General features: G+C 39.0%; 24 protein-coding genes and 2 other annotated features (1 of these 26 cut by a window edge). Of the genes, 21 read left to right on the forward strand and 3 right to left on the reverse strand.

Features of this window, described 5'->3' with window-relative positions; all coding sequences use genetic code 11:
- Window positions 1-100, forward strand: a binding site (T-box leader); it begins 123 nt to the left of the window's first position.
- A gap of 53 nt (window positions 101-153) precedes the next feature.
- The 10 genes from NSQ61_RS01675 (at window position 154) to minD (ending at window position 12,217) form a co-directional block, all read left to right on the forward strand.
- Window positions 154-2,796 carry a valine--tRNA ligase gene (locus tag NSQ61_RS01675; RefSeq protein WP_340805765.1) on the forward strand — a complete coding sequence of 881 codons (2,643 nt, stop codon included), beginning with the start codon at window positions 154-156 and terminating at the stop codon, window positions 2,794-2,796.
- A 106-nt stretch (window positions 2,797-2,902) separates the two neighbouring features.
- Window positions 2,903-4,186: a bifunctional folylpolyglutamate synthase/dihydrofolate synthase gene (locus tag NSQ61_RS01680; RefSeq protein ID WP_340734093.1), complete on the forward strand. Its 1,284-nt coding sequence runs from the start codon at window positions 2,903-2,905 to the stop codon at window positions 4,184-4,186.
- Between the two features lie 126 nt (window positions 4,187-4,312).
- Window positions 4,313-5,248, forward strand: a complete 936-nt coding sequence (locus NSQ61_RS01685) for an SPOR domain-containing protein (protein WP_340734092.1) — start codon at window positions 4,313-4,315, stop codon at window positions 5,246-5,248.
- 199 nt (window positions 5,249-5,447) lie between these two features.
- Window positions 5,448-6,014: a Maf family protein gene (locus NSQ61_RS01690; RefSeq protein ID WP_094246292.1), complete on the forward strand. Its 567-nt coding sequence runs from the start codon at window positions 5,448-5,450 to the stop codon at window positions 6,012-6,014.
- Between the two features lie 18 nt (window positions 6,015-6,032).
- Window positions 6,033-6,710, forward strand: a complete 678-nt coding sequence (radC, locus tag NSQ61_RS01695; protein ID WP_130156096.1) for a RadC family protein — start codon at window positions 6,033-6,035, stop codon at window positions 6,708-6,710.
- Window positions 6,711-8,219: 1,509 nt separating this feature from the next.
- Window positions 8,220-9,242, forward strand: a complete 1,023-nt coding sequence (locus NSQ61_RS01700) for a rod shape-determining protein (RefSeq protein ID WP_340734025.1) — start codon at window positions 8,220-8,222, stop codon at window positions 9,240-9,242.
- Window positions 9,243-9,258: 16 nt separating this feature from the next.
- Window positions 9,259-10,143: a rod shape-determining protein MreC gene (gene mreC, locus NSQ61_RS01705; RefSeq protein ID WP_311066364.1), complete on the forward strand. Its 885-nt coding sequence runs from the start codon at window positions 9,259-9,261 to the stop codon at window positions 10,141-10,143.
- Window positions 10,140-10,658, forward strand: a complete 519-nt coding sequence (gene mreD / locus NSQ61_RS01710) for a rod shape-determining protein MreD (protein ID WP_063387944.1) — start codon at window positions 10,140-10,142, stop codon at window positions 10,656-10,658. The genes mreC and mreD overlap by 4 nt, the downstream gene beginning before the upstream one ends.
- Window positions 10,659-10,716: 58 nt before the next feature.
- Window positions 10,717-11,421 carry a septum site-determining protein MinC gene (gene minC / locus NSQ61_RS01715; RefSeq protein ID WP_082829524.1) on the forward strand — a complete coding sequence of 235 codons (705 nt, stop codon included), beginning with the start codon at window positions 10,717-10,719 and terminating at the stop codon, window positions 11,419-11,421.
- On the forward strand, window positions 11,414-12,217 hold the full coding sequence (gene minD, locus NSQ61_RS01720) for a septum site-determining protein MinD (RefSeq protein WP_063387946.1): 804 nt from the start codon (window positions 11,414-11,416) through the stop codon (window positions 12,215-12,217). The genes minC and minD overlap by 8 nt, the downstream gene beginning before the upstream one ends.
- Window positions 12,218-12,401: 184 nt before the next feature.
- Here the strand turns inward: minD and NSQ61_RS01725 are convergent, their stop codons facing one another.
- A complete protein-coding gene (locus NSQ61_RS01725; RefSeq protein WP_063387948.1) occupies window positions 12,402-12,953 on the reverse strand; it encodes a nitroreductase family protein in 552 nt (183 codons plus the stop codon).
- 406 nt (window positions 12,954-13,359) lie between these two features.
- On the opposite strand from NSQ61_RS01725, the gene NSQ61_RS01730 reads away from it, so the two are divergent.
- The 11 genes from NSQ61_RS01730 to pheA all read left to right on the forward strand — a co-directional run bounded on the left by NSQ61_RS01730 (window position 13,360) and on the right by pheA (window position 22,599).
- The gene (locus NSQ61_RS01730; RefSeq protein WP_130156089.1) at window positions 13,360-14,598 is read left to right on the forward strand and encodes an Nramp family divalent metal transporter; all 1,239 of its coding nucleotides are present in this window, start codon (window positions 13,360-13,362) and stop codon (window positions 14,596-14,598) included.
- A gap of 334 nt (window positions 14,599-14,932) precedes the next feature.
- Window positions 14,933-15,727: a M23 family metallopeptidase gene (locus tag NSQ61_RS01735; RefSeq protein WP_066249572.1), complete on the forward strand. Its 795-nt coding sequence runs from the start codon at window positions 14,933-14,935 to the stop codon at window positions 15,725-15,727.
- Entirely contained in the window at window positions 15,720-16,586 is an 867-nt protein-coding gene (locus tag NSQ61_RS01740) for a M50 family metallopeptidase (RefSeq protein WP_117016766.1), read from the forward strand. Before NSQ61_RS01735 ends, NSQ61_RS01740 begins: the two co-directional genes overlap by 8 nt.
- A 59-nt stretch (window positions 16,587-16,645) precedes the next feature.
- Complete coding sequence (locus tag NSQ61_RS01745) at window positions 16,646-18,112, forward strand: Rne/Rng family ribonuclease (RefSeq protein ID WP_130156087.1); 1,467 nt, start codon at window positions 16,646-16,648, stop codon at window positions 18,110-18,112.
- A gap of 51 nt (window positions 18,113-18,163) precedes the next feature.
- Window positions 18,164-18,239: a sequence feature (ribosomal protein L21 leader region), on the forward strand.
- A gap of 13 nt (window positions 18,240-18,252) precedes the next feature.
- Window positions 18,253-18,561, forward strand: coding sequence for a 50S ribosomal protein L21 (rplU, locus tag NSQ61_RS01750; RefSeq protein ID WP_063387953.1), 309 nt, complete (start codon window positions 18,253-18,255; stop codon window positions 18,559-18,561).
- Between the two features lie 15 nt (window positions 18,562-18,576).
- Entirely contained in the window at window positions 18,577-18,915 is a 339-nt protein-coding gene (locus NSQ61_RS01755; protein WP_063387954.1) for a ribosomal-processing cysteine protease Prp, read from the forward strand.
- Window positions 18,916-18,927: 12 nt separating this feature from the next.
- Entirely contained in the window at window positions 18,928-19,218 is a 291-nt protein-coding gene (gene rpmA / locus NSQ61_RS01760; RefSeq protein ID WP_063387955.1) for a 50S ribosomal protein L27, read from the forward strand.
- A gap of 120 nt (window positions 19,219-19,338) precedes the next feature.
- Window positions 19,339-19,887 carry a Spo0B C-terminal domain-containing protein gene (locus tag NSQ61_RS01765; protein WP_340805766.1) on the forward strand — a complete coding sequence of 183 codons (549 nt, stop codon included), beginning with the start codon at window positions 19,339-19,341 and terminating at the stop codon, window positions 19,885-19,887.
- Between the two features lie 28 nt (window positions 19,888-19,915).
- Window positions 19,916-21,211: a GTPase ObgE gene (gene obgE / locus NSQ61_RS01770; protein WP_327856489.1), complete on the forward strand. Its 1,296-nt coding sequence runs from the start codon at window positions 19,916-19,918 to the stop codon at window positions 21,209-21,211.
- A gap of 67 nt (window positions 21,212-21,278) precedes the next feature.
- A complete protein-coding gene (locus NSQ61_RS01775; protein WP_063387958.1) occupies window positions 21,279-21,722 on the forward strand; it encodes an ACT domain-containing protein in 444 nt (147 codons plus the stop codon).
- 22 nt (window positions 21,723-21,744) lie between these two features.
- Window positions 21,745-22,599 (forward strand): prephenate dehydratase, encoded by an 855-nt coding sequence (gene pheA / locus NSQ61_RS01780; protein WP_063387959.1) that lies wholly within the window; start codon window positions 21,745-21,747, stop codon window positions 22,597-22,599.
- Between the two features lie 41 nt (window positions 22,600-22,640).
- On the opposite strand, the gene NSQ61_RS01785 is transcribed toward pheA, so the two are convergent.
- Both NSQ61_RS01785 and NSQ61_RS01790 read right to left on the reverse strand, forming a co-directional pair.
- A complete protein-coding gene (locus NSQ61_RS01785) occupies window positions 22,641-23,180 on the reverse strand; it encodes a transcription repressor NadR (RefSeq protein WP_063387960.1) in 540 nt (179 codons plus the stop codon).
- Window positions 23,181-23,202: 22 nt separating this feature from the next.
- Window positions 23,203-24,291, reverse strand: a complete 1,089-nt coding sequence (locus tag NSQ61_RS01790; RefSeq protein WP_063388165.1) for an IscS subfamily cysteine desulfurase — start codon at window positions 24,289-24,291, stop codon at window positions 23,203-23,205.
- Window positions 24,292-24,305 lie beyond the last annotated feature (14 nt).

A 24,305-nucleotide genomic window follows, 5' to 3' on the forward strand; every position in this document is an offset into this window, starting at 1 on the left:
TTAGTAAAGGGAGCCGGCATTAGCCGTTACCTGAAAGAAGTGCACAGACGTATCTGTGAAAAAAGGTGGTACCGCGAAAACATCTCCTTTCGTCCTTTTAGGATGGAAGGAGTTTTTATATTTTAGAATGAAAATAAGGAGGTTTTCATAAATATGTCGAATTCACAAATCACTCTTTCCCCAAAATACGATCCGAAAACGGTTGAAGAGGATCGGTATGCATTTTGGCTCGAGGGAAAATTTTTTGAAGCAAAAGATGATGAGGGGAAAACTCCTTTCACGATCGTTATTCCTCCGCCAAACGTCACCGGTAAGCTTCACCTTGGACATGCATGGGATACAACTCTTCAAGATATTATTACCCGAATGAAGCGAATGCAAGGGTACGATGTTTTGTGGCTGCCAGGGATGGATCATGCGGGAATCGCCACACAAGCCAAGGTGGAAGCAAAACTGCGCGAAGAAGGGAAAAGTCGGTATGATCTCGGGCGGGAAAAATTTGTAGAAGAAACATGGAAATGGAAGGAAGAATATGCAGACCATATTCGCAAACAATGGGCAAAATTAGGCCTAGGTCTTGACTACACAAGAGAGAGGTTCACCCTTGATGAAGGTCTTTCAAAAGCTGTAAGAGAGGTTTTTGTATCGCTTTATAAAAAAGGTCTTATTTACCGAGGAGAGTACATTATTAACTGGGATCCGGTGACAAAAACAGCCCTTTCCGATATCGAAGTCATTTATAAAGAAGTGAAAGGGGCACTTTATCATTTAAAATATCCGCTGGCTGATGGATCCGGATATATTGAAGTCGCGACCACTCGCCCGGAAACGATGCTTGGGGATACAGCAGTGGCAGTTCATCCTGATGATGATAGGTATAAGCATTTAATCGGAAAAACAGTGAAGCTGCCAATAACAGGACGGGAAATTCCGATCGTCGCAGATGAATATGTCGATATGGAATTCGGTTCAGGAGCAGTAAAAATAACTCCTGCACACGATCCGAACGACTTTGAAATCGGAAACCGCCACAATTTAGAAAGAATATTAGTCATGAATGAAGACGGGACAATGAATGAAAAAGCGGGAAAATATGAAGGAATGGATCGCTTTGAATGCCGGAAGCAGTTGGTGAAAGACCTGCAGGAGGAAGGAATTTTATTTAAAATTGAAGAGCATATCCATTCCGTAGGCCATAGTGAACGAAGCGGAGCAGTTATCGAGCCGTATTTATCAACTCAATGGTTTGTGAAAATGAAGCCTTTGGCCGAAGCTGCTTTGAACCTTCAGAAAACAGAAGGGAAAGTTCATTTTATTCCTGAACGATTTGAAAAAACGTATTTGCATTGGCTGGAAAACATTCGCGACTGGTGTATTTCCCGTCAGTTATGGTGGGGACATCGCATTCCAGCTTGGTATCATAAGGAAACAGGCGAAGTTTATGTTGATCATGAGCCGCCTAAAGATATTGAAAATTGGGAGCAGGATCCAGATGTGTTAGATACATGGTTCAGCTCTGCTTTATGGCCGTTTTCAACAATGGGCTGGCCTGATAAAGAGGCAAAAGATTATAAACGCTATTATCCGACAGATGTCCTTGTTACCGGGTATGACATTATTTTCTTTTGGGTTTCACGGATGATTTTCCAAGGATTGGAGTTTACTGGGAAAAGACCGTTTAAAGATGTTTTGATTCATGGACTTGTACGCGATTCAGAAGGAAGAAAAATGAGCAAATCATTAGGCAATGGCGTCGATCCGATGGATGTTATTGACAAATACGGTGCGGACTCTTTGCGCTACTTTTTAGCTACCGGCTCAAGCCCAGGGCAGGATTTAAGATTCAGCTTTGAAAAAGTAGAAGCCGTGTGGAATTTTGCCAATAAAATATGGAACGCCTCCCGCTTTGTACTGATGAATTTGAACGGTTTAACATATGAAGAAATTGATTTAAACGGAAAAAAATCAGTGGTAGATAAATGGATTCTCACACGGTTAAATGAAACGATTGAGCTTGTCACAAGACTTGCGGAAAAATATGAATTTGGCGAAGCCGGTCGGGTGCTGTACAATTTTATTTGGGATGATTTTTGCGACTGGTATATTGAAATGGCAAAAATTCCGCTGTACGGAAATGATGAGGAAGCGAAAAAGACAACTCGTTCCATTTTGGCATATGTGTTAGATCAAACATTGCGACTCCTTCATCCTTTTATGCCGTTTATAACAGAAGAAATTTGGCAGCACCTTCCTCATCAGGGAGAATCGATTACAATTGCATCATGGCCGGTTGTACGTCAGGAGCTTTCTGATGAAAAAGCTGCAAACGAAATGAAGCTTTTAGTTGATGTGATTCGCTCAGTCCGTAATATTCGCGCTGAAGTGAACACGCCGATGAAGAAGCAGGTGAATATGATCATTCATGCTCATAGTGAAGAAGTTAAAAACCAGTTGGAGAAAAACCGCAGCTATTTAGAGAGATTTTGCAATCCTAGCTCATTAACAATTGATACAAACATTGAAGCTCCTGACAAGGCTATGACAGCTGTTGTGAGCGGGGCAGAAGTATTTCTTCCTCTTGAAGGACTCATTAATGTGGAAGAAGAAATCAAACGGCTTGAAAAAGAATTAGAGAAATGGAATAAAGAAGTCGAGCGCGTTCAGAAAAAGCTTGCCAATGAAGGATTTATTAAAAAAGCACCGAAAGAAGTCGTAGAAGAAGAGAGGGCAAAAGAAAAGGACTATTTAGAAAAACAGCAGGCGGTGTTAAAACGACTTCAGGAGCTGAAAGGCTAAAACAAATCCGGGTATGCCCCGGATTTTCTTCCATCAAAACGTTTATGATACATCCGGCCATTCAAATTCATTGAAAATGTTCGAGAGTTCAAGGAGGGGAATTTATATGTTTCAAACATATGAAGAAGCACTCAAGTGGATACATTCCCGCCTAACCTTTGGAATAAAGCCTGGTCTCCAGCGAATGGAATGGATGATGGAAAAGCTTGATCATCCGGAAAGAAGATGCCGCTTCATTCATGTAGCCGGAACAAACGGGAAAGGATCAACGATTGCTTTTATGCAAGAGGTGTTAAAAGCCGCTGAATATAAAGTAGGTGCTTTCATCTCGCCTTATTTGGAATCATTCAATGAACGAATTACGATAGATGGCAATCCCATTTCTGAAGAGGAAATATTGCAGCTATCCAATGTGATCAAACCGGTTGTTGACGAGCTTGAGAAAACGGAGCTTGGAGCACCGACAGAGTTTGAAGTCATTACTGCGATGATGTTTTATTATTTTGGTAAAATCAACGTGCCGGATGTTGTTTTATTAGAAACAGGACTCGGGGGAAAATGGGATTCTACGAATATTGCGAATCCTATTCTTTCAGTGATTACAATGATTGGACATGATCATTTAAACATCCTTGGCTCAACGATAGAAGAGATTGCAGAGCAAAAGGCAGGCATTATTAAAAACGGAGTTCCTGTCATTACAGCTGTGGAACAAAAGGAAGCCCTTGATGTCATTGAGCGTGTTGCAAAAGAAAAAAAAGCAAAGCATTATTGGCTTACTAGGGATTTTCACGCAGGAGATTTTGATGAATTTTTTGTACAAACCCCCTTTAAACGATATAACAGCCTTTCATTACAGATGAAAGGAAACCATCAAGCGATCAATGCTGCACTGAGTGTCATGACGCTTGATTATTTAAGAGTTTATTATTCGTTTATCATTGAGGAGGAGCATATACAGGAAGGACTGAAGCGCACTTTTTGGAAAGGGCGGTTTGAAGAAGTAAAGGAAAAACCGAGAGTCATTTTGGACGGAGCACATAATCCGGAAGGAATGGCAGCGTTGAAAGAAACTGTACAAAAGTTTTACCCTGATAAGAAAATCATCATGTTATTTTCTTGTGTGAAGGACAAGCAATATAAAGAAATGATCGAGCAGGCTGCACAAATAGCAAATCGAATCATTTTTACAACCTTTCATTTCCCGAAAGCAGCTGATGCGAAAGAATTATACGAGGCTTGCGACATGAAGGATAAAGAGTATGAAGACAATTGGGAGCTTGCCTATGAAAAGATTATCAACACAATGGATGACGAAACGGTTCTCATTATTACAGGTTCCCTTTATTTTATCGGTGAAGTGAGAAAACATATAAAACATAGCTCATGAGTACGAGGATGTCGAAAAATAACGACAACAATTATGAACGAGGCGACAAATGTCTCGTTCTTTTTTATTTTACATATGTTAGCATAAAAAAAAAGTTTGTCCAGCATAAAAAGGGCGGTGATCATTTTGGACAAGCCATCATCGAAAATAACCATTAAAATCAACGGTCAGGAAAACAATTTTTCCAACGATACGGATGTTTCTGCTGAACCAAGTGAAACTGGCAAACAATTAAAAGTATCCAGCTGGGAGGAAAAGGTGAAGGCTGAAAAAGAAATGGCAGCATCAGAGGATAAGAACGAAGAGGAGACATCTTTTCCTTGGATTTTGCCGGATGATGAGGAGGATAAGAAAGAAAACCCGAAAATAGCCTTCTCAAAGAACCATAGCAGAACGCTGCCTCCTAAAATAAAAAATTATGTGATATCGATCATATTTGCTGTTATTCTTGGACTGAGTTTTGGGGTTTTAGCCCTGCAATTTATTTCAAACGATTCAATGCCTGTATCATCTGAATTGAAGGATGTGTCAAAGTCTCCTCACAGACAGAACGTTAGCAATGCTTCAGCGCCAAGCGGTGCGGAAAACATCGTTTTTGAAGTTTATATGGTACAAGCCGGAAAATTTACAAAAAAAGAAGGGGCGGAAACCGTCAGCGGGCAGATAAAGGCTAAAGGATTGCCTTCTGTTATCGTTTCACAAGGCGGCGATCATTACGTATTCGTTGGGGCAGCGTTGGATAAAAAGACAGCAGAAGAGTTGAAAAACATGGCTGAATCACATCAAATTGAAACGTTTGTGAAAAAGATGAAATGGGAAGGAAAGGTGGAAAACGAAAAAACAAAAACGGTCGTTGAGGAGATGCTGAAGCTGTCTTCGTCTTTTGTGAATGGAACCGCCCCGGAACAAGAGAAAGTAGAGTCATTATTAAATGAGGCTGGTCAAATAAAAGACGATTCAATTTTGGCAGCAGTAAAAAAACTGCAAACAGAAAAATCGGCAAATGAACAGCTATGGAGCCTGCAGCAGTCGCTGCTAGATTTTTTTGAAAAACTTTCTTGATAACGGGAAAGCGTTTGCTCGAGCATTCGTTTTCTTTTTTTATTTTCACAAGCAGTTTTCCTTAGATAATGTAGTTTTTTCTGTAAATTGAATAAATGTTTTTATTAATGGCGATTAGATAATTCTTTTTTGAAAAATTGTTTGCAAAAGCCTTTTTTGATAACATACGGATAGTATTGGTTGAAAGGATGAAATAAAAATGGAACGCCTCATACTTGCATCAAGCTCTCCGCGAAGAAAAGAACTCCTCAAGCTGTTAGGAATACCATTTGCTGTGATTGAAAGCAATTTGGAAGAGAGGCTGGACGAAGAAGCTGAACCCGAAAAAGCCATTCAAAAACTTGCCTTTCAAAAAGCCTTTCATGTAGCCGAAAGGTATAAAGATGCATATGTCATCGGAGCAGATACGGCGGTGATCCTCGAAAATCGAATACTAGGAAAACCGAAAGACCGCCGTGACGCCTATTACATGTTAAAATCACTTTCTGGGAAAACACATACTGTTTTAACAGCAGTTTCGATTATTCATGGTGAAAAGCATACAACATTTTCTGAATCAACAAAAGTTACTTTTTGGCCGCTTTCAGACGATGAAATCCTGGAATACATTGAGACAAACGAACCGATGGACAAGGCGGGTGCTTATGGAATTCAACATTTCGGCTCATTGCTAGTGAAAAAAATTGATGGCGATTATTTTACAGTTGTCGGTCTTCCTGTTTCAAGACTGTACAGAGAATTAAAAAATTTTGGATTTCACTGGTAACAAACAAGGGGGAAAGATATGCTCGCTATTCGAGATTTTCCAGAAGAAGAAAGACCGAGGGAACGATTGATACACAACGGACCAAAAGGCCTTTCCAACCATGAACTGCTGGCAATTTTATTGAGAACAGGGACAAAGGGAGAATCAGTGCTTGAACTGGCGAATAAGCTTTTAAAAACATTCGGCGGTCTTAGAATGTTAAAAGAGGCGTCAGTTCAGGAAATTATGGGCATACCCGGCATTGGAAAAGCAAAAGCGGTGCAAATTATAGCAGCATTAGAGTTGGGAAAAAGAATTCATCAGCTCGCATACGAAGATCGGTATGTCATTCGTTCTCCGCAAGATGCCTCCAATTATGTCATGGAAGAAATGCGCTTTTTAAAACAAGAGCATTTCGTAGGTTTATATTTAAACACAAAAAACCAAGTGCTGCATAAGCAAACGATTTTCATTGGCAGTTTAAATACATCAATTGTTCACCCAAGAGAAGTCTTCAAGGAGGCATTGAAATGTTCAGCTGCATCTTTTATTTGTATCCATAATCATCCATCAGGAGATCCCTCCCCAAGCAAAGAGGATATCGAAGTCACGAGGCGCTTGTCCGAATGCGGAAAGTTGATCGGGATTGAACTTTTAGATCATATCATAATCGGAGAGCGTAAATACGTCAGTTTAAAAGAAAAGGGATATTTATAACGTTTTTTTAAAAGGTTCTATGTCAATTGTTGGGGTGCACTGGATATGAAGTGCACCTCTTTTTATGATGTGTGAAGATTAGATCTATGAAATTATTGATAAATGACTTCCAATTTTTTAAGCTTAAAAATGACATTCGCAGTTTTATGAATTTTTATCTTTGAATATCTATTGCTGATGGAGAATGGCTTGATATATAATCAATAGCATCCCTTTACTTTATTGGAAAACTTTCATATATAAGGTTCTATTTTATATTACTCATATGATGCTCCTGTCTTTTATAATGAATTGTAAGGAAGCATGTTTTCATTTAAGATTACAGACTTCTGAAGTTAAGATCCTCGTCGCACTGCTGCCTATGTGATTGTGCACTTGAATTTGTATTGATGTTCTTTTTTTGGCAACTGCATCAGACCAGCTAACTTATTATTGAAAAATAACAATTCATTTTACTCTAGTCATTCTACCTCAGTTCCAGCAACAAAGTTTTATGAAAACCACTTATATGTATAATCATTACATTTCACCCAAAATTTTGTCATTGCGAAAAAGGAGTTATTTTTACACACTTTATATGGTTAAAAAACTTATTTTCCCGAGTTATAAATGGGTGAAAAAGTATGCCTTCATTTAAAATCAATCCTAACACGTATTACAGTTAATAGCTTTGGATTCTGAACTGCTAGCGCTTTTTCGGACAGATTTTTGCGCTTCTAGACACGTAATGCGAACAACCACCGTCTTGCTGAATTTGCAGGGGGACAGATGGGAGACAGCACAACGGTATATAACATACTGACCAGTCTCGCAAAGTACGATAAAAAGCTGCTTGAAGCGGGGCAGTGACGTTATTACAACGCATAAGTGCATGATAAAAGGAATTTCAAAAAACATTTGCACGGCCTCGCGGGCTCCAAATGATGTCCGCATTACAAAGGGTTTGCGACATAAGAAGAGCCAAAGTTGGAGAAAAAGCTCATATTTTAGTGATTTTCAATAATAGATGAACTTGAAACTTCGGCAGAATTGTTATGTAATACTTTATTGGAGTCATTTGAATTGAAACACAATCAACTGAAAAAACCATTATTTTTTATGACATTCTAAACCGTCGCTAATAAAGAGTGCAAAGGGGGGATTTGTAAACATAAAATAATATTTTTTGTATGGACTTGTAATATTTTTAAGTTATTATTCTCAATGGATAAATTAAATCAAGGTTTTCATACGGGCGGTATATGCTGTGACATCTATTTTTCATCCTCTATTCTCCACTAGGAAAATTTTTTAGTAAAAATTTTTGAGGCGTCCAACACAATGATCAGCTTTTCATCAAGTTTCATGAAAAATACCTCGCAAATTTTTATTTTACGCAGGGTATTGATAGCACTTTTTTTTTTGAAAAATTACGTTATAATATAATTTATGGGTTTTTTCAATAATGATTAGACATTTACATGAATATAAAAACGTATTTATTTTGGAAGAAAGGGAGATACAACAGCTATGTTTGGAATTGGTACGAGAGACCTTGGAATAGATTTAGGGACAGCCAATACGTTAGTGTTTGTGAAGGGAAAAGGTATTGTAGTGCGTGAACCATCTGTTGTTGCTTTGCAAACTGATACAAAGCAAATTGTTGCAGTTGGTAATGATGCAAAAAATATGATCGGGCGTACGCCTGGAAATGTTGTAGCACTTCGACCAATGAAAGACGGAGTGATTGCTGATTATGAAACGACTGCTACGATGATGAAATACTACATAAAACAGGCAACAAAAAATGCAGGTATTTTTTCGCGAAAACCTTATGTGATGGTTTGTGTTCCTTCGGGAATAACTGCGGTTGAAGAACGTGCGGTCATTGATGCAACGAGACAAGCAGGCGCTAGAGATGCGTATACGATCGAAGAGCCATTTGCGGCTGCTATTGGAGCCAACCTTCCAGTTTGGGAACCGACCGGAAGCATGGTTGTAGACATCGGCGGGGGAACAACGGAAGTTGCCATCATTTCTCTCGGCGGAATTGTGACAAGCCAATCTATCCGTGTTGCCGGTGATGAAATGGATGAAGCCATCATTAACTATATCCGTAAAACCTACAACTTAATGATTGGTGATCGGACAGCGGAAGCGGTGAAGCTTGAAATCGGTTCTGCAAGCGCTCCGGAAGGTGTTGAAAACATGGAAATTCGCGGAAGAGATTTGTTAACAGGCCTTCCGAAAACGATTGAAATTACTGCGACAGAAATTTCAGAGGCATTACGCGATACTGTCTATGCGATCGTAGATGCTGTAAAAATTACTTTGGAAAAAACTCCGCCTGAACTTGCGGCGGATATTATGGATCGAGGAATTGTTTTAACGGGTGGGGGCGCCCTTCTTCGCAATTTAGACAAAGTTATAAGCGACGAAACAAAAATGCCTGTAATCATTGCGGAAAATCCTCTTGATTGTGTAGCGGTCGGAACAGGAAAAGCTCTTGAACATATCCACCTATTCAAAAATCGTGCAAAAGACCACAGATAAGTTAGAGGTGTAAATCATGCCACAATTTTTTCTAAATAAACGATTAATTGTGCTCCTTGTCGGGATCATTATTTTGGTGGCATTGATTGGTTTTTCCCTAAAGGAAGACCGCAATCTTTCGTGGCAGGAGAAGTTTATTCAAGATTCGGTTGGACTAGTCCAGAAGGTATTTCATCAGCCCGCACAATATATTGCGGGCTTCTTTGAGAATTTGAATCATTTAAAAAATACATACGAAGAAAACGAGCTGCTTCGCAAACAACTGAATAATTATATTCAATTGGAGGAAAAGCTGCAGGAATTAGAACAGGAAAACAGACAATTAAAAGAAGAATTAAAATTATCTGCTGATAACGATATAAGAAAATATAAGTCGATCCAAGGGACAGTCATCGCAAGAAATCCTGATCGTTGGCATGATTATATCAAAATTGATAAAGGCGAACAGCACGGAATCAAAAAAGACATGGCGGTTATAACGGCAAAAGGATTGATCGGGAAAGTGAAAAATACTTCTGAATTTACGTCCACCGTTCAGCTTTTAAGTGCTTCCGACAGAAAAAACCGGATTTCAGCAATGGTTCATACGAATAACGGAAAGGTATTCGGCCTCATTGTCGGCTACAGTGAGCAGGAAAATGCTCTTGAAATGAACATCATTGAATCAAATGCCCAAATAAAAGAAAATCAAATTGTAGCGACTTCTGGCCTTGGCGGAGTGTTTCCTGAAGGTTTAGTGATCGGAAAAGTAAAAAAAGTCGAACTTGATTCGTACGGATTAACAAAGATAGCTTATATAACCCCATCAGCTGACTTTTATGATATAGATCGTGTCATGATCATCGAGCGGGTTCTTCCAACAGTTGATATCAATCAATTGGAAGAGGAGGAAGACTCTTGAGAACATTTTTCCTCCCCGTAATGGTTATGTTTATTTTCGTATTGGAAAGCATCATCGTTGATCTTGTTCCGATCCCTTTTCTTTCAGATCATCAAGTGGCAGTTCCCCATCTTTTACTATTGATGATTGTCATCTTGGCGGCGTACGGCTCTCGGAAAATTGCCGTCATTTATGGAATTGTTTTCGGTTTATTGTTCGATGTTGTTTACACGCAAGTTATCGGCATATATGCTTTCGCATTTCCGACCTTGGCATATTTAGTGATGCAAGCTTTGCGGGTGCTCAATCCCAATATTTTTGTTTTAATTTTTTTAACTGAGCTTTCCGTTGCATTGCTTGAATTTTTCACATACGGTATTTATTTACTAATCGGGATGACAGCTGTTCCTCTGCAATTGTTTACAATTGATCGCCTGCTACCGACACTTGCTCTGAATTTTGTATTAGCTTGTGTGTTAATCTATCCTTTAAAGAAATTCGTTTTGGGCTTGAAAATAGGTGAACACAACGATTAAGTTTTAAAGTTTGATAGAGGAGTTTTTGTTATTGCTGTCGAAATAGATTTTTGTTGGGGTGAACTTCGTGAAAGCTCAAAGACCATATTATGTAACGATTAAAGGCACAAAGGATGGATTGACATTATATTTAGATGATTCCTGTTCGTTTCATGATATTGTGAATGAACTGGATTCGATGCTCTCCAAAAGGCAGTATGTTCAGGAAAATGAACCGATGATCAGGGTGACGATAAAGGCTGGAAATCGTTTTTTGACGGAGGAACAAGAAGAGAAAATAAAAGACGTAATAAGAAAAAAAAGAAATTTAATTGTCGATGCAATTGATTCAAATGTCATCTCAAAGGAAGAGGCGTTGAAGTGGAAAGAGGAAGCAGATGTTATCTCAGTTGCTAAAGTCGTCCGTTCTGGGCAAGTGTTGAAAATTAGAGGGGATTTGTTGCTGATAGGAGATGTCAACCCTGGCGGGACAGTCATGGCAACGGGCAATATTTTTGTCATGGGGGCTTTAAAAGGCATAGCTCATGCTGGTTTTGAAGGGAATCGAAATGCAGTGATTGCCGCCTCCTTGATGAAGCCGACACAGCTGAGGATCTCCGATATTTTAAGTAGGCCACCCGATCAGAAGGAGCCATCATTTCGAAATGATATGGAATGCGCATATATTGATGAAAATGGGACAATCATTATTGAACGGATTCAACAATTAGCTCATCTGAGACCCAATTTAACTAGGCTTGAAGGGGGAATAATGAATGGGTGAGGCAATTGTGGTCACTTCTGGCAAGGGCGGGGTCGGCAAAACAACAACTTCTGCAAATGTTGGTACAGCCCTTGCCATTATGGGAAAGAAAGTTTGTCTAGTTGATACAGATATCGGCTTGCGGAACCTCGATGTTGTCATGGGATTGGAAAACAGGATTATTTATGATTTAGTTGATGTTGTCCAAGAACGATGCAAAATTCATCAAGCTCTCGTAAAAGATAAACGCTTTAATGATTTTCTTTATTTGCTGCCTGCAGCGCAAACTAGCGATAAAACTGCCGTAACACCTGAGCAGATGAAAAAATTAATTGATCAGCTAAAACAAGATTTTGATTATATTATTATCGACTGTCCTGCCGGGATTGAACAAGGATATAAAAATGCCGTATCCGGTGCGGATCAAGCGATTGTCGTGACAACACCAGAAGTTTCCGCTGTGAGAGATGCGGATCGAATTATCGGTTTGCTGGAGAAGGAAGATATTGAGCCGCCACGATTAATTATTAATCGGATCCGAAATCATTTAATGAAAAACGGTGATATGCTGGATGTCGATGAAATTGTCAGCCATCTTTCTATTGATTTGTTGGGGATTGTAATTGATGATGATGAGGTAATAAAAGCGTCTAATAATGGTGAACCGATTGTAATGAACCCTGACAATCGTGCTTCCATTGCCTACCGCAATATTGCGAGAAGAATTTTAGGTGAAGCGGTTCCGCTTCAATCATTAGATGAGCCTGAAAAAGGTGTTATCGCAAAAATCAAAAAATTTTTTGGAGTACGTGCTTAATCCTAATCAATTTAAAAATCACACTTCCTTGAATAAAGCATTAGCTTTTTTCTTTGCACACATTAGAATCACTGCCATCACACTGATATATCTCCCACCTGCTGATCGTTTTTTTCTTCTATCTCTTGAGGTGGGAGATTTTTTGAAGGCTGTACAAAATATTTCCTCTTGAATCTTTTCCCTTTCAATATGATTCAATAATCGTCAATTTTTCTTCTGCGTTTGTCCGCTGTTTTGGTTCTGGGATTGAGGCAGGATAGCCAATATGTAGAAGGCCGACAATTTTTTCTCCTGGTTCTACTCCAACTTTTTGTCGGAAAGATGGTGAATAAATATAAGCACCTGTTTTCCATATAACGCCAATACCTTTTTCCCATGCAGCTAGTTGAAAATTTTGGATTAATGCACTTGTCGCTTTTAAATCCTCCTCCCACTGCTTTTGACGCGGATCCTCTTTCATGATTACCAATAAATGTGCTGGAATCGGCAGCAGCTTTTCTCGTAATCGATCGATATTTTTTCCATTGTTCGTTTCTTGTGCAATAGCAGCAACTAATTTTTCTTTTCCTTCATTCATAAACAGCACGAACCGCCATGGCTCTCTTAATCCATGATTAGGAGCCCAAACAGCCGTATTTAATAATTCACATATTACTTCTTTAGGGATTGGATCTTTCTTAAATTCTTTAATCGATCGACGCTCTTTAATTATATTGGCTACTTTGTATGTTTCCATTGGTATTTCTGATGCCTCCTTAATAATAATGATTTTCAATTAGAATTATTTCAAAATTGAAGTGATATGTAAATGTTTATTTCTACAGTCGTAATCGTTTACAAAGGGAAGGAGACAGGTGCGAGAAATCATTTCAAACAGCTGATACAAGAGCAATGAAAACGATCGACTTAAAAATACAGAATATTCAATTAATAAAATATGAATTCTTTACATAAGAACTATAAATGAGAAAGTTTCGCATGGATGAACAATTGCTAAAACTAGATATAACAGCATGATGCGAAAATATGTTCATCCAGCAATTGATTCATGCACATTTATATTCCCTAATGAGAAAGATCATTCATAAGAAATATTAGATGACTCATTTCTACGTTCAAATCTCAGATGGAAGGTGACAGTGATGGAACATGGCAAATCCACAAAAAAGTGGCCGGCCGTTGGTCCGGGGTTAATTGTCGCAGCAACGGGCGTCGGAGCCGGTGATCTAGTTGCTGCCTTAGTTGCCGGTACAAATTTTGGACTTGTCTTTTTATGGGCAATCATTATCGGGGCTATTTTAAAATTTGCCTTAAATGAGGGTGTTGGCCGATATCATTTGCTGACTGGAAAAACTATTTTAGAAGGCTGGCATTCTATGGGATTATGGGCAACAAGCTATTTTGGCGTTTATTCGGTTATTTGGGGATTTGTTTATGGAGCGGCTGCGACTTCATCTTGTGCATTGGCTCTGTCTGCATTATTTCCTGTCTTGCCTTTATGGGTATGGGCGGTTATAAGCGGTTTGTTAGGTTTTTTATTAACATGGATGGGGCAATATAAGCTATTTGAAAAAGTTATGAATCTTTTAATTCTACTTATGTTTATTTCGGTTGTCGGCTCAGCTGTTATTGTTCTGCCGGAACTTTCTGATATCATGGACACTGCTGTTCCGGCGTTGCCGAAAGGGTCACTGCTTTACGCACTCGGATTAATTGGGGGAGTTGGCGGATCCATTACCATGGCGTCTTATGGCTATTGGCTGCAGGAAAACAATTGGAAGGATCGATCCTACCTCCGCTACGTTAGATTTGACTCCATGATTGCCTATATTACTACAGCAGTTTTTACAATTTCTTTATTAATTTTAGGGGCTGCATTACTATATGGAACGAATACAAACATTAACGGTGAGCAAGGTCTCATATCATTTGCTACCATTTTAGGAAACGAGCTGTCCCCAACTGTACGTATCTTATTTCTCATCGGTTTTTGGTCAGCTTCCTTTACATCAGTATTAGGTGTTTGGAATGGCGTCTCTTATTTATTTGCTGATTTTGTCTATACAGTTAAAAAACATGATGTGAATAAAGAACAATTAAGTAAGACAAAAGCTTATAAATTTTTTGTTTTTTGGTTAACATTCCCGCCAATGCTCTTGCATTTTATAGGAAAACCTGTGAGCCTCATTATTTTGTATGGTGCCCTTGGTGCGCTATTTATGCCCTTTCTGGCGCTGACCCTTATCTATTTGCTTAATAGTAAAAAGCATCTTCCTCATAAGGAAGATCGAAATAAATGGTTTTTCAACGTACTTTTGAGTTTAAATATTGTTTTATTTTTCATTTTATCGATCAATGAACTAGTCAACCTATTTCGTTAAGCGGCTTCAAATAAAAGGCAGTCTAGCTTTTGTGTTAATTCACCATATACTACTATTTCAAAAAGAAGACGACAAAAGCATTTTGTGGTCTTCTTTTTGATTTCAAAATTTTGCTTTTCTCGGATAGCGCCATATTTTATTTTGCTTCATCCAGTATTCCTTTGAACCAGAAAACAGTGAAGAACCTACTTACTAGGTTGTAGGTAAAAGTTCTTTATCAAGGTCAAAGATAAACATTTGCCTAGATATCGCTTTAAGAAATGCAAAATGGCTTTATTGTCATAAACGGTAAGGACAGGGCATAAACTTGTACAAAATTGCAAAAGGATGATGGATGATGAATCGTCGAGCAAAAGAAATAAAAAAACGAATAGCAAAGCGTAAACGAAAAAGAATGAACAGCATGCTTTCGAGCAGTTCAAGCAGCAGTGATGATACATCTGTTCCATTTATCAATCAAATCACACAAGAAAACGTGCAAGTTGACGCGGACTCCCCTCTTTATGTAGAGGCAGAAGGAAGTAAAAATTTTCATCCATTGTTCCGTTCGGACGTTTTTATAACAAAATTGCTAATCTCTGCCTGCATCGTCCTGATGATCGGTATTATTTTTAAAAATGACCGGGCAGAATTTCTGAAAGCTAGAGATTTCGTCAGCCATGTGATGGAAAAGGAGTTTAACTTTGCATATGTTTCCAAATGGTACGAAGAACAATTTGGGAATCCATTAGCGTTTTTGAAAAAACAATCGAAAGAAGAAAGTGGATCTAAAGAAAGTCAATATGCGGTTCCGGCATCAGGAAAGGTGCTTCAGAGCTTTAAAGATACCGGGCAAGGCGTGATGATCGAAACAAATAATAAAACGGTAGAGGCCATGAATGAAGGAATTGTTATTGAAGCTGGAAAGAAGGAGGATACTGGTCTGACTGTGGTGATTCAACATGCTGATGGAATAGAAACCTGGTATGGGAACCTGGAAGAGCTAAATGTAGCGCTGTATGACTTTGTCGAAACAGGAAAACCTGTAGGCAAAGTAAAGCAAAGCCAAAACCAGCATGGAACATACTATTTTGCCATAAAAAAGGGCGACACATTTATTGACCCGAGTCAGGTGATCTCATTTGAATAAATATTTTTCCTTATTGTCGAAAATACATATTCATCCTATCTTTTGGGTGTTGATTGCAATCGGAGCAATGACAGCGCAATTTAAAGCTCTTTGCATCCTTTTCTCAATAGTTTTTATTCATGAAATGGGGCATGCTGTTTGCGCCAGTTTTTTTTCATGGAGGATCAAGTCCATTCAGCTTCTTCCTTTTGGCGGTGTAGTGGAAATGGAGGAGCATGGAAATCGTCCCTTGAAAGAAGATCTGTTTGTTGTTATATCTGGACCGATTCAGCATTTATGGATGCAAATAGCTGCATGGATTTTTTGGGAAGCGAATTTCATAAACGACTCTACATATGAAATGTTTATTTTTTTTAATATGTCTATTTTCCTTTTTAATCTTGTTCCCATTTGGCCCCTTGATGGAGGAAAGCTTCTTTTTATTTTGCTGAGCAAACAAAAACCTTTTTCAGTTGCTCATAAGGAAATGCTTCGCATATCTGCAGTTGTTTTTTCATGTTTGTTCCTTTTTTTGCTTTTTTTTAACCCTACTCTTTTAAGCGGGTGGATTATCGCAGCCTTTATCGTCCACTCCATTTATACGGAATATAAACAAAGACAATTTGTATATATTCGCTTCTTGATGGAAAGGTATTATGGAAATCATCAAGCGTTTACAGTGTTAAAGCCGATCATTGTTGATCGCGATGATTTGATTTACCACGTGCTGCTGAAATTTCAGCGGGGTTGCAAGCACCCTATTATTGTGGAGGACGATGGAAAAAAACTTTTTCAGCTTGATGAAAATGAGCTGCTGCACAGTTTTTTTTCGGAAAAAAAGACGGACAGAAAAATGGGCGATTTACAGTACGTTTATTGACGCCTGCAGGAAAACATGATATTGAAATAGGAAACAATACATGAAAAGAGGTTGTTGGGTTGCGGCAATTAATTATAAATAAAAAAACGGATGATGAACGCATTGCATTGTTGGAAAACGGACGACTGGCGGAAGTATGGATAAAAGAAAAAAACACGATTGTCGGCAACATTTATAAAGGAAAAGTAACAAAAGTCCTTCCTGGTATGGAGGCTGTTTTTGTTGATTTAGGTCAGGGAAGAAACGGCTATCTTCACCGGAATGACATTATGTCATATTTTGAGACGTCCCGAACGAATGAGGCATTAAAAAATAAAAATGTCCGACATTTTATTTCTCAAGGTGAAGAGGTAATCGTTCAAGTTGTAAAAGAATCAGGAGAATTTAAAGGCCCTAAAGTCACAATGAATATTGAATTGCGATCCCCTTTTTTTGTATATCAGCCCTTTGGCCGCTCGGTAGCAATTTCCAAAAAAATTATTTCCCAGGAAGAAAGAAAAAGATTGCAGCTTCTCGGGGAAACGTTATGCTCAAACAAAGGGGGCATCGTTTTCCGAACTGCTGCTGAAAGAGCGGATGACCAAACAATAAAAAAATGGTTCGATGACATGCTGAGCAGTTTTGAACAACAGCTGAAAAGCAAAAAAGTGCCAAGCTTATTATTCGGTTCAGAAAGTTTTGTAGAGCAAATTATCGCTGAAATTTCACCGCATGTATTGGATGAAATTGTCATTGATGACATAAGCACTGTAAAAGAATTGAAAAAAAATTACGGAGATTTGTTCCCATTTTCCATTGATTTTTATTCCGAAAACGAAAATATTTTTTCTTATTATGCAATCGAACATGAAATCGAAAAGGCGCTGAAAAAAATTGTTTGGCTAAAAAACGGCGCGTTTATCGTAATTGAAGAAACGGAAGCAATGATTGTCATTGATGTTAATACAGGGAAATTTTCGGGGAAAAATACGTACCGAGATACGGTTTTAAAAACCAATGAGGAAGCGGCAAAAGAAATTGCCCGGCAGTTAAGATTAAGAAATTTGAGCGGAATCATTTTGATCGATTTTATTGATATGGAGAAGGAAGATCGAAGCCGGATTTTGAGATTGTTTCAAAAAGAATTGGAAAAGGACCGCATTTTCACAAAAGTCATCGGTTTTACCGAATTAAATATATTGCAATTAACAAGGAAAAAAACTCGAAAATCTCTTTCCGAGCTTTTGCTCGAACCATGTCCAGCATGCGGCGGAACAGGAAGAAAAAGGACGGTTGAAAGCATTGCTTTTGAACTTGAAAGAACCCTTCTTGAACATGCTGGATCAGATGACGAAGCCGTCCTTGTAGAAGCGGCCCCAGAAGTTTGCGATTTTTTTACATGTGAATATGAGAAACATTTAAAAAAGCTTGAAGAACTAATAGGCATGAAGATTTTCTTCAGTCCTTCCGATCATGTAAAAGGATTCGAAATTCGCCAATGGGGAACAAAAGAGGAAGTGGCTTTACGGATCTCCAAAATGTATTGACATATACATTCATATTTTGTTAAGATCAATTTGTTATTGTTTTTTGTAGCACCCGTGCTACAACCGCTCAGTTTGGGTTAGAAGCTCGGTTATCCGACACCCTAATCTGGCGAGTCTTAGTTAAATAGGAGGTGCAGAATATGTACGCAATCATTGAAACTGGCGGGAAACAAGTGAAAGTTGAAGAGGGTCAAGCCATTTATGTGGAAAAATTAGACGCTCAAGAAGGTGAAACAGTTACTTTTGATAAGGTGCTTTTCGTTGGAGGAGACAACGTAAAGGTAGGTAACCCGCTGGTAGAAGGAGCTACGGTTACGGCAAAAGTTGAAAAGCATGGCCGAGGTAAGAAAATTATCGTTTTTAAATATAAACCGAAAAAAAATTACCGTAGAAAACAAGGTCATCGCCAACCGTACACAAAAGTTGTCATTGAAAAAATTAATGCATAATAAAGGCTGTTTCATATGATACATGTGACCATCCATCGTTCGAAAGAAGGATTCATCCGGTCGTTTACAATGAAAGGGCATGCGGACTTCGCAGAGCACGGGAAGGACATCGTATGTGCAGGCGCTTCAGCTGTTTCTTTTGGAGCAGTAAATGCGATCAAAGCTTTAGCCAATGTCGATATGAATGTTGAACAATCGGAAGAAGGCGGATTTTTGCACGTACAGGTTCCTGATCAAGTTGACACGGATTCATTTGAAAAAATCCAATTATTGCTTGAAGGAATGCTTGTTTCATTACAAACGATCGAGCGAGGGTATGGAAAGTTTATTCGAATCGTTACAAAAAAAGATTAGGAGGTGGCACTCATGCTAAAATTGGATCTTCAATTTTTCGCATCGAAAAAAGGAGTTGGGTCCACGAAAAACGGACGTGATTCCATCGCAAAACGATTAGGTGCAAAACGTGCGGACGGCCAATTTGTTACAGGCGGCTCCATTCTTTATCGTCAAAGAGGTACAAAAGTTTATCCTGGTTTGAATGTTGGCCGCGGCGGGGATGATACGCTTTATGCGAAAGTAGACGGCATCGTCCGTTTTGAACGATATGGACGCGACAAGAAAAAAGTCAGCGTGTATCCGATAGCAAAAGAAGCATAAGCAAACACTTGAAAAACTCTAGCCTTTTTGGTTAGAGTTTTCTTTTTCGGTGTTTTTTTAATGGAAAGTTGATATAATTTTTGTACATGTTTAAAAAGATAGCTTGATGGGAGTGGAACCATGGCTGATCAAAGAGAGAGATGGAGTATTGTTGACGCATTAAGCCACTCCAGACATGATTGGATGAATAAATTGCAATTAATTAAAGGCCATTTATCATTAAAAAAATACGATCGGGTGAAGGAAATTATTGATGAAATTGTCGTGGAAGCAAAGCAAGAATCAAAACTTTGCAATTTAAACATGCCCAGTTTTGCAGAGCTGCTTTTAACATATAACTGGAAAGGACACCTTCTCATTTTGGATTATGAAGTGCTAGGGGAAGCGATGGATTGTTCTGGTCTAGATGAGGAAATGTTCCATTTTACAACAGATCTTTTTCAAATCCTTAATCAAAATATTGATAAAAAACAAGAAAATCATATAACCATTACATTAGAACTCTTTAAAACAGAAAACAATGTCCGGTTCTTTTATGATTTTAATGGTATACTAACGGATGATAAGACTCTTTTAACATTTTTAGAGCAGTACCAATCAGATGCAATCACCGTTCAACAAATACATTTTGATACATATGAATTTACATTGATGGTCAGTAAGTCGTGATGAAACAATGAAAGGAGGCTGAAGCTCAATGTTTGTCGATCAAGTGAAGGTATATGTGAAGGGCGGAGATGGCGGGAACGGCATGGTTGCTTTCCGCCGTGAAAAATATGTTCCGAAAGGAGGCCCTGCAGGGGGTGACGGCGGAAAGGGCGGAGATGTGATTTTTGAAGTGGATGAAGGTCTCCGGACGTTAATGGATTTTCGCTATAAAAAACATTTTAAAGCTCCAAAAGGCGAAAACGGGATGTCAAAAAATCAGCACGGGAAAAATGCCGACCCCCTTGTTGTGAAAGTTCCTCCCGGTACTGTTGTAATAGATGATGATACAAAAGAAGTGATCGCAGATTTAACCGAGCACGGGCAAAGAAGCGTGATTGCCAAAGGAGGACGGGGCGGCAGAGGAAACACCCGATTTGCCTCGCCAACGAATCCGGCGCCCGAAATATGCGAAAAAGGAGAGCCGGGCGAAGAACGATATGTAACATTGGAATTAAAGCTTTTGGCTGATGTCGGGCTTGTCGGATTTCCGAGCGTTGGAAAGTCCACTCTTTTATCAGTTGTATCAAGTGCTAAACCAAAAATCGCTGCCTACCATTTTACAACGATAGTGCCGAATTTAGGTGTTGTTGAGACCGAAGACGGACGCAGTTTTGTGATGGCAGATTTACCGGGTCTTATTGAAGGCGCTCATCAAGGAGTAGGTCTTGGACATCAATTTTTGCGTCATATTGAAAGAACAAGAGTCATCGTTCATGTCATTGATATGTCCGCAATGGAAGGCCGTGATCCGTATGAGGATTACCTGACGATCAATGAAGAATTAAAACAATATAATTTAAGGCTGACGGAGCGGCCGCAAATTGTTGTCGCCAACAAAATGGATATGCCAAATGCTGCTGAAAATCTTTCACAATTTAAAAGAAAGCTGCAAGACAAAAATGTCAGCATTTTTCCAATATCAGCCGTTACACGCCAAGGAATTCGCGAGCTGTTATTTGCTATTGCCGATTTACTGGAAAAAACACCGGAATTCCCTCTTTACTTTGACGAAACGGAAACATCTGCTCCGAATCGCGTCGTGTATACATTAAAGGATGAAAAGCCGAGCTTTACCATCAGCCGTGACAGCGATGGAGCGTTTATTTTATCAGGTGAAAAAGTTGAAAAGCTGTTTAAAATGACCGATTTTTCAAGAGACGAATCCGTTCGCCGTTTTGCAAGACAGCTTCGCAAAATGGGGGTAGACGACGCATTAAGAGAGCGCGGTGCAAAAGATGGGGATACAGTAAGGCTGCTGGAATTTGAATTTGAATTCATTGAATAAAACATTTTGCACATAAAATCTGTGTCCTTCATGCTTCATCGCATATGGGTGGGAAAGGAGACGGTAGATGAAAGACGAAATTTTTTATTTGGTAAGGGAAGATGTGCTGCCGGAAGCAATGAAAAAAACGCTCGAAGTGAAAAAGCTTCTTGAACGAGGCAAAGTCTCGTCCGTTCAAGAAGCAGTGCAGCTCGTTGACTTGAGCCGAAGTGCGTTTTATAAATACAGAGACGCGGTTTTTCCTTTTCATACTGTTGTCAAAGAAAAAATCATTACGTTGTTTTTCCATTTAGAAGATCGTTCCGGAACGCTGTCGCATTTGCTTAAAGTTGTGGCTGAAGCAGGCTGCAATGTGCTGACAATTCACCAAACCATTCCAATTCAAGGAAGAGCCAATGTGACTTTATCATTAAACACGAACGGAATGAAAGAAGATATGAACGTTTTATTATTAAAATTGCGGAAGCTAGAATTTGTAGAAAAGGTCGAACTATTAAGTTCAGGTGCATAGAATTAGGAAGGAAGATATACAGATGAAAATCAGCTATTTGGGACCGAAAGCAACATTTACTCATTTGGCCGTCTCAAAATTTTTTGAAAACGATGTAAAACTAGTCCCTTACCGAACGATTCCACATGTCATGGATGCAGTCGTCAAGCAAGAAACAAACATTGCCGTTGTTCCGCTTGAAAACGCGCTTGAGGGGTCGGTCAATCTTACAATTGATTATTTAATTCATGAAAATACACTGCATATTGTCGGTGAAATTGTTGTTCCAATCAAGCAGCATTTAATGGTTCATCCTTGCAGGAAGGATGATTGGAAAAAAATCGAAAAAGTATTTTCTCATTCACATGCTATTGCACAATGCCATAAATTTTTACATGAGCATATGCCGGATGTTTCGATCGAATATGCCACATCGACAGGAGCCGCTGCAGAATATATCCATCAACATCCGGAAGAAAATATGGCTGTCATTGCCAATGAGTTGGCGGCAAAAGAGTATGATTTAGCTATTGTGAAATATAATATTCACGATTATGATTACAACCATACACGATTTGTTATTTTACATCCGGATCAAGATTTTCAAATAGAAAATAACCACCATAATAAAGTCGGTGAAAAGACGACATTAGTTGTAACGTTGCCGACAGACCATGTAGGCGCCCTGCATCAAGTATTGTCTGCATTTGCATGGAGAAAACTGAATTTATCAAAAATTGAATCTCGTCCAATGAAAACGGGATTAGGAGATTACTTGTTTATTATAGATATAGAATCAAAAATGGATGATGTTTTAATACCCGGGGCAATCCAAGAACTGGAGGCTTTAGGCTGCGGCGTCAAGATTCTCGGAAGCTTTCCGGCTTATAAACTATAAAAAAAGCCGAGCATCCATTGCAGGATGCCTGGCTTGATTAATCAATGATCGTCACGAATTAAAAATCCTGCTTGATCAAGAGCTGCACAAACTTCATTTAAAGTTTTTTCATTGTCGGCAAGAATGGTGTGCAAATGAATGCCGTTCGTTAATTCCGACAAATAAGAGGCGTTTGTTGTTTCGATTTTTTTTATGAACTCATCTACTTCTTTTCGATTGCTTACCATAATCGATGCGGTCAAGTCCCCATACACTGGATGTTCAACGATTACATCTTTTACGGTCGCTCCGTAATCAACAATAATGTTCAATTCCTCCTTTGTTTTTTCCGGAGCGTGCTTGCAGGCAATAAGACGTTTCGCTTTTTTTGCCTCATTCGTTCTTTCTTTTAAATACATATATCCCTGACTTGTGGCTAAAATCGGTTCTCCGAGTGCTTTTAAAAGAGAAATATCTTGAACGATGACTTGACGGCTGACATTCGTCCGTGAGGCCAATTCCCCTCCCGTGATCGGCCGATTTTCATTTTTTAACCATTCGAGAATCACTTCCCTCCGCTTGTCCCCTAATATTTTTTCCATAAACACCAACCTTTCAAAACTCTTATCGAACGATGGATAGAATCGCATTGATAAGCTCATCGACTTCCGAGATTGTATTTGTAATTCCAAAGGAAATACGAATAAATTGATGAGCGGAATCTTTGTCAAAGCCGATTGAAAGAAGGGTTTTAGAAGGATGACTATTTCCAGCTTGACAGGCGCTTCCAGTTGAGACCGCAAATCCTTTTCGGTTCAATTCGAGCATTACAAATTGACCTTCTAAACTGTTTGTGACAACACCAACAATATTTGGGAGAACCTCTTTTTTCGTTTCATTGACAATCGTTATCGTGGGCAGCTGTGTCTTTAATTGGCTGATCAAATGCTGCTTGAGCTTGATGAAATGGTTAAAATGCTTCTCTCTTTGATTATAAAACTCATTTGCGGCAGTGACAAAGGAAAAAATGCCTGGAACGTTGACAGTGCCTGGACGAAATCCGTCCTCATGTGTTGTTCCGGGAATCACTGGCGACCAGCTTGCTGCTGGATGAATATACACTGCTCCTACGCCCTTTGGACCGTAAATTTTATGTGAAGAAAATGTATAGGCATCAGCATTCATCTCATCGACGGGAATCAACAGTTTTCCAAACGTTTGCACACAATCGGTATGAAAGTATATTTTCCTCTTTTTTAAAAACAAGCCAATTTCCTTTATATTTTGAATTGTTCCGATTTCGGAATTGCCGTGCTGGATGGTGACAAGGGCCGTATCTTCACGGATTTCTTCTTCAAGATGCTCCATTAAAATATTTCCATTTTGATCATGCTTTAAAAATGTAATGTCATATCCTTTCGCACGCAATAAAGACAAATAATGGTCAATGGATGCATGTTCAAGTGAAGAAGCAATAATATGCTTTTTGTTTGGCGTGCTATTTAATAATGATTGGATGGCCAGTATGTTGCCTTCAGAACCGCCGCTAGTAAAATAAACACCGTTTGGATCTCCTCCTAATAACGCTGCAAATGCTTTCCTTGACGCTGTCAATAGTTCATACGCTTTGCCGCCGATATCATGCAGACTGCTTGAGTTTCCGTAAGCAAATTTTGCCGCTTCGGTGTATGAAGCAATCGCTTTTTCACTCATGGGGGTCGTTGCTG

The sequence above is a fragment of the Aeribacillus sp. FSL K6-1121 genome (genome assembly GCF_038003725.1).
Lineage (GTDB): Bacteria > Bacillota > Bacilli > Bacillales > Aeribacillaceae > Aeribacillus > Aeribacillus composti.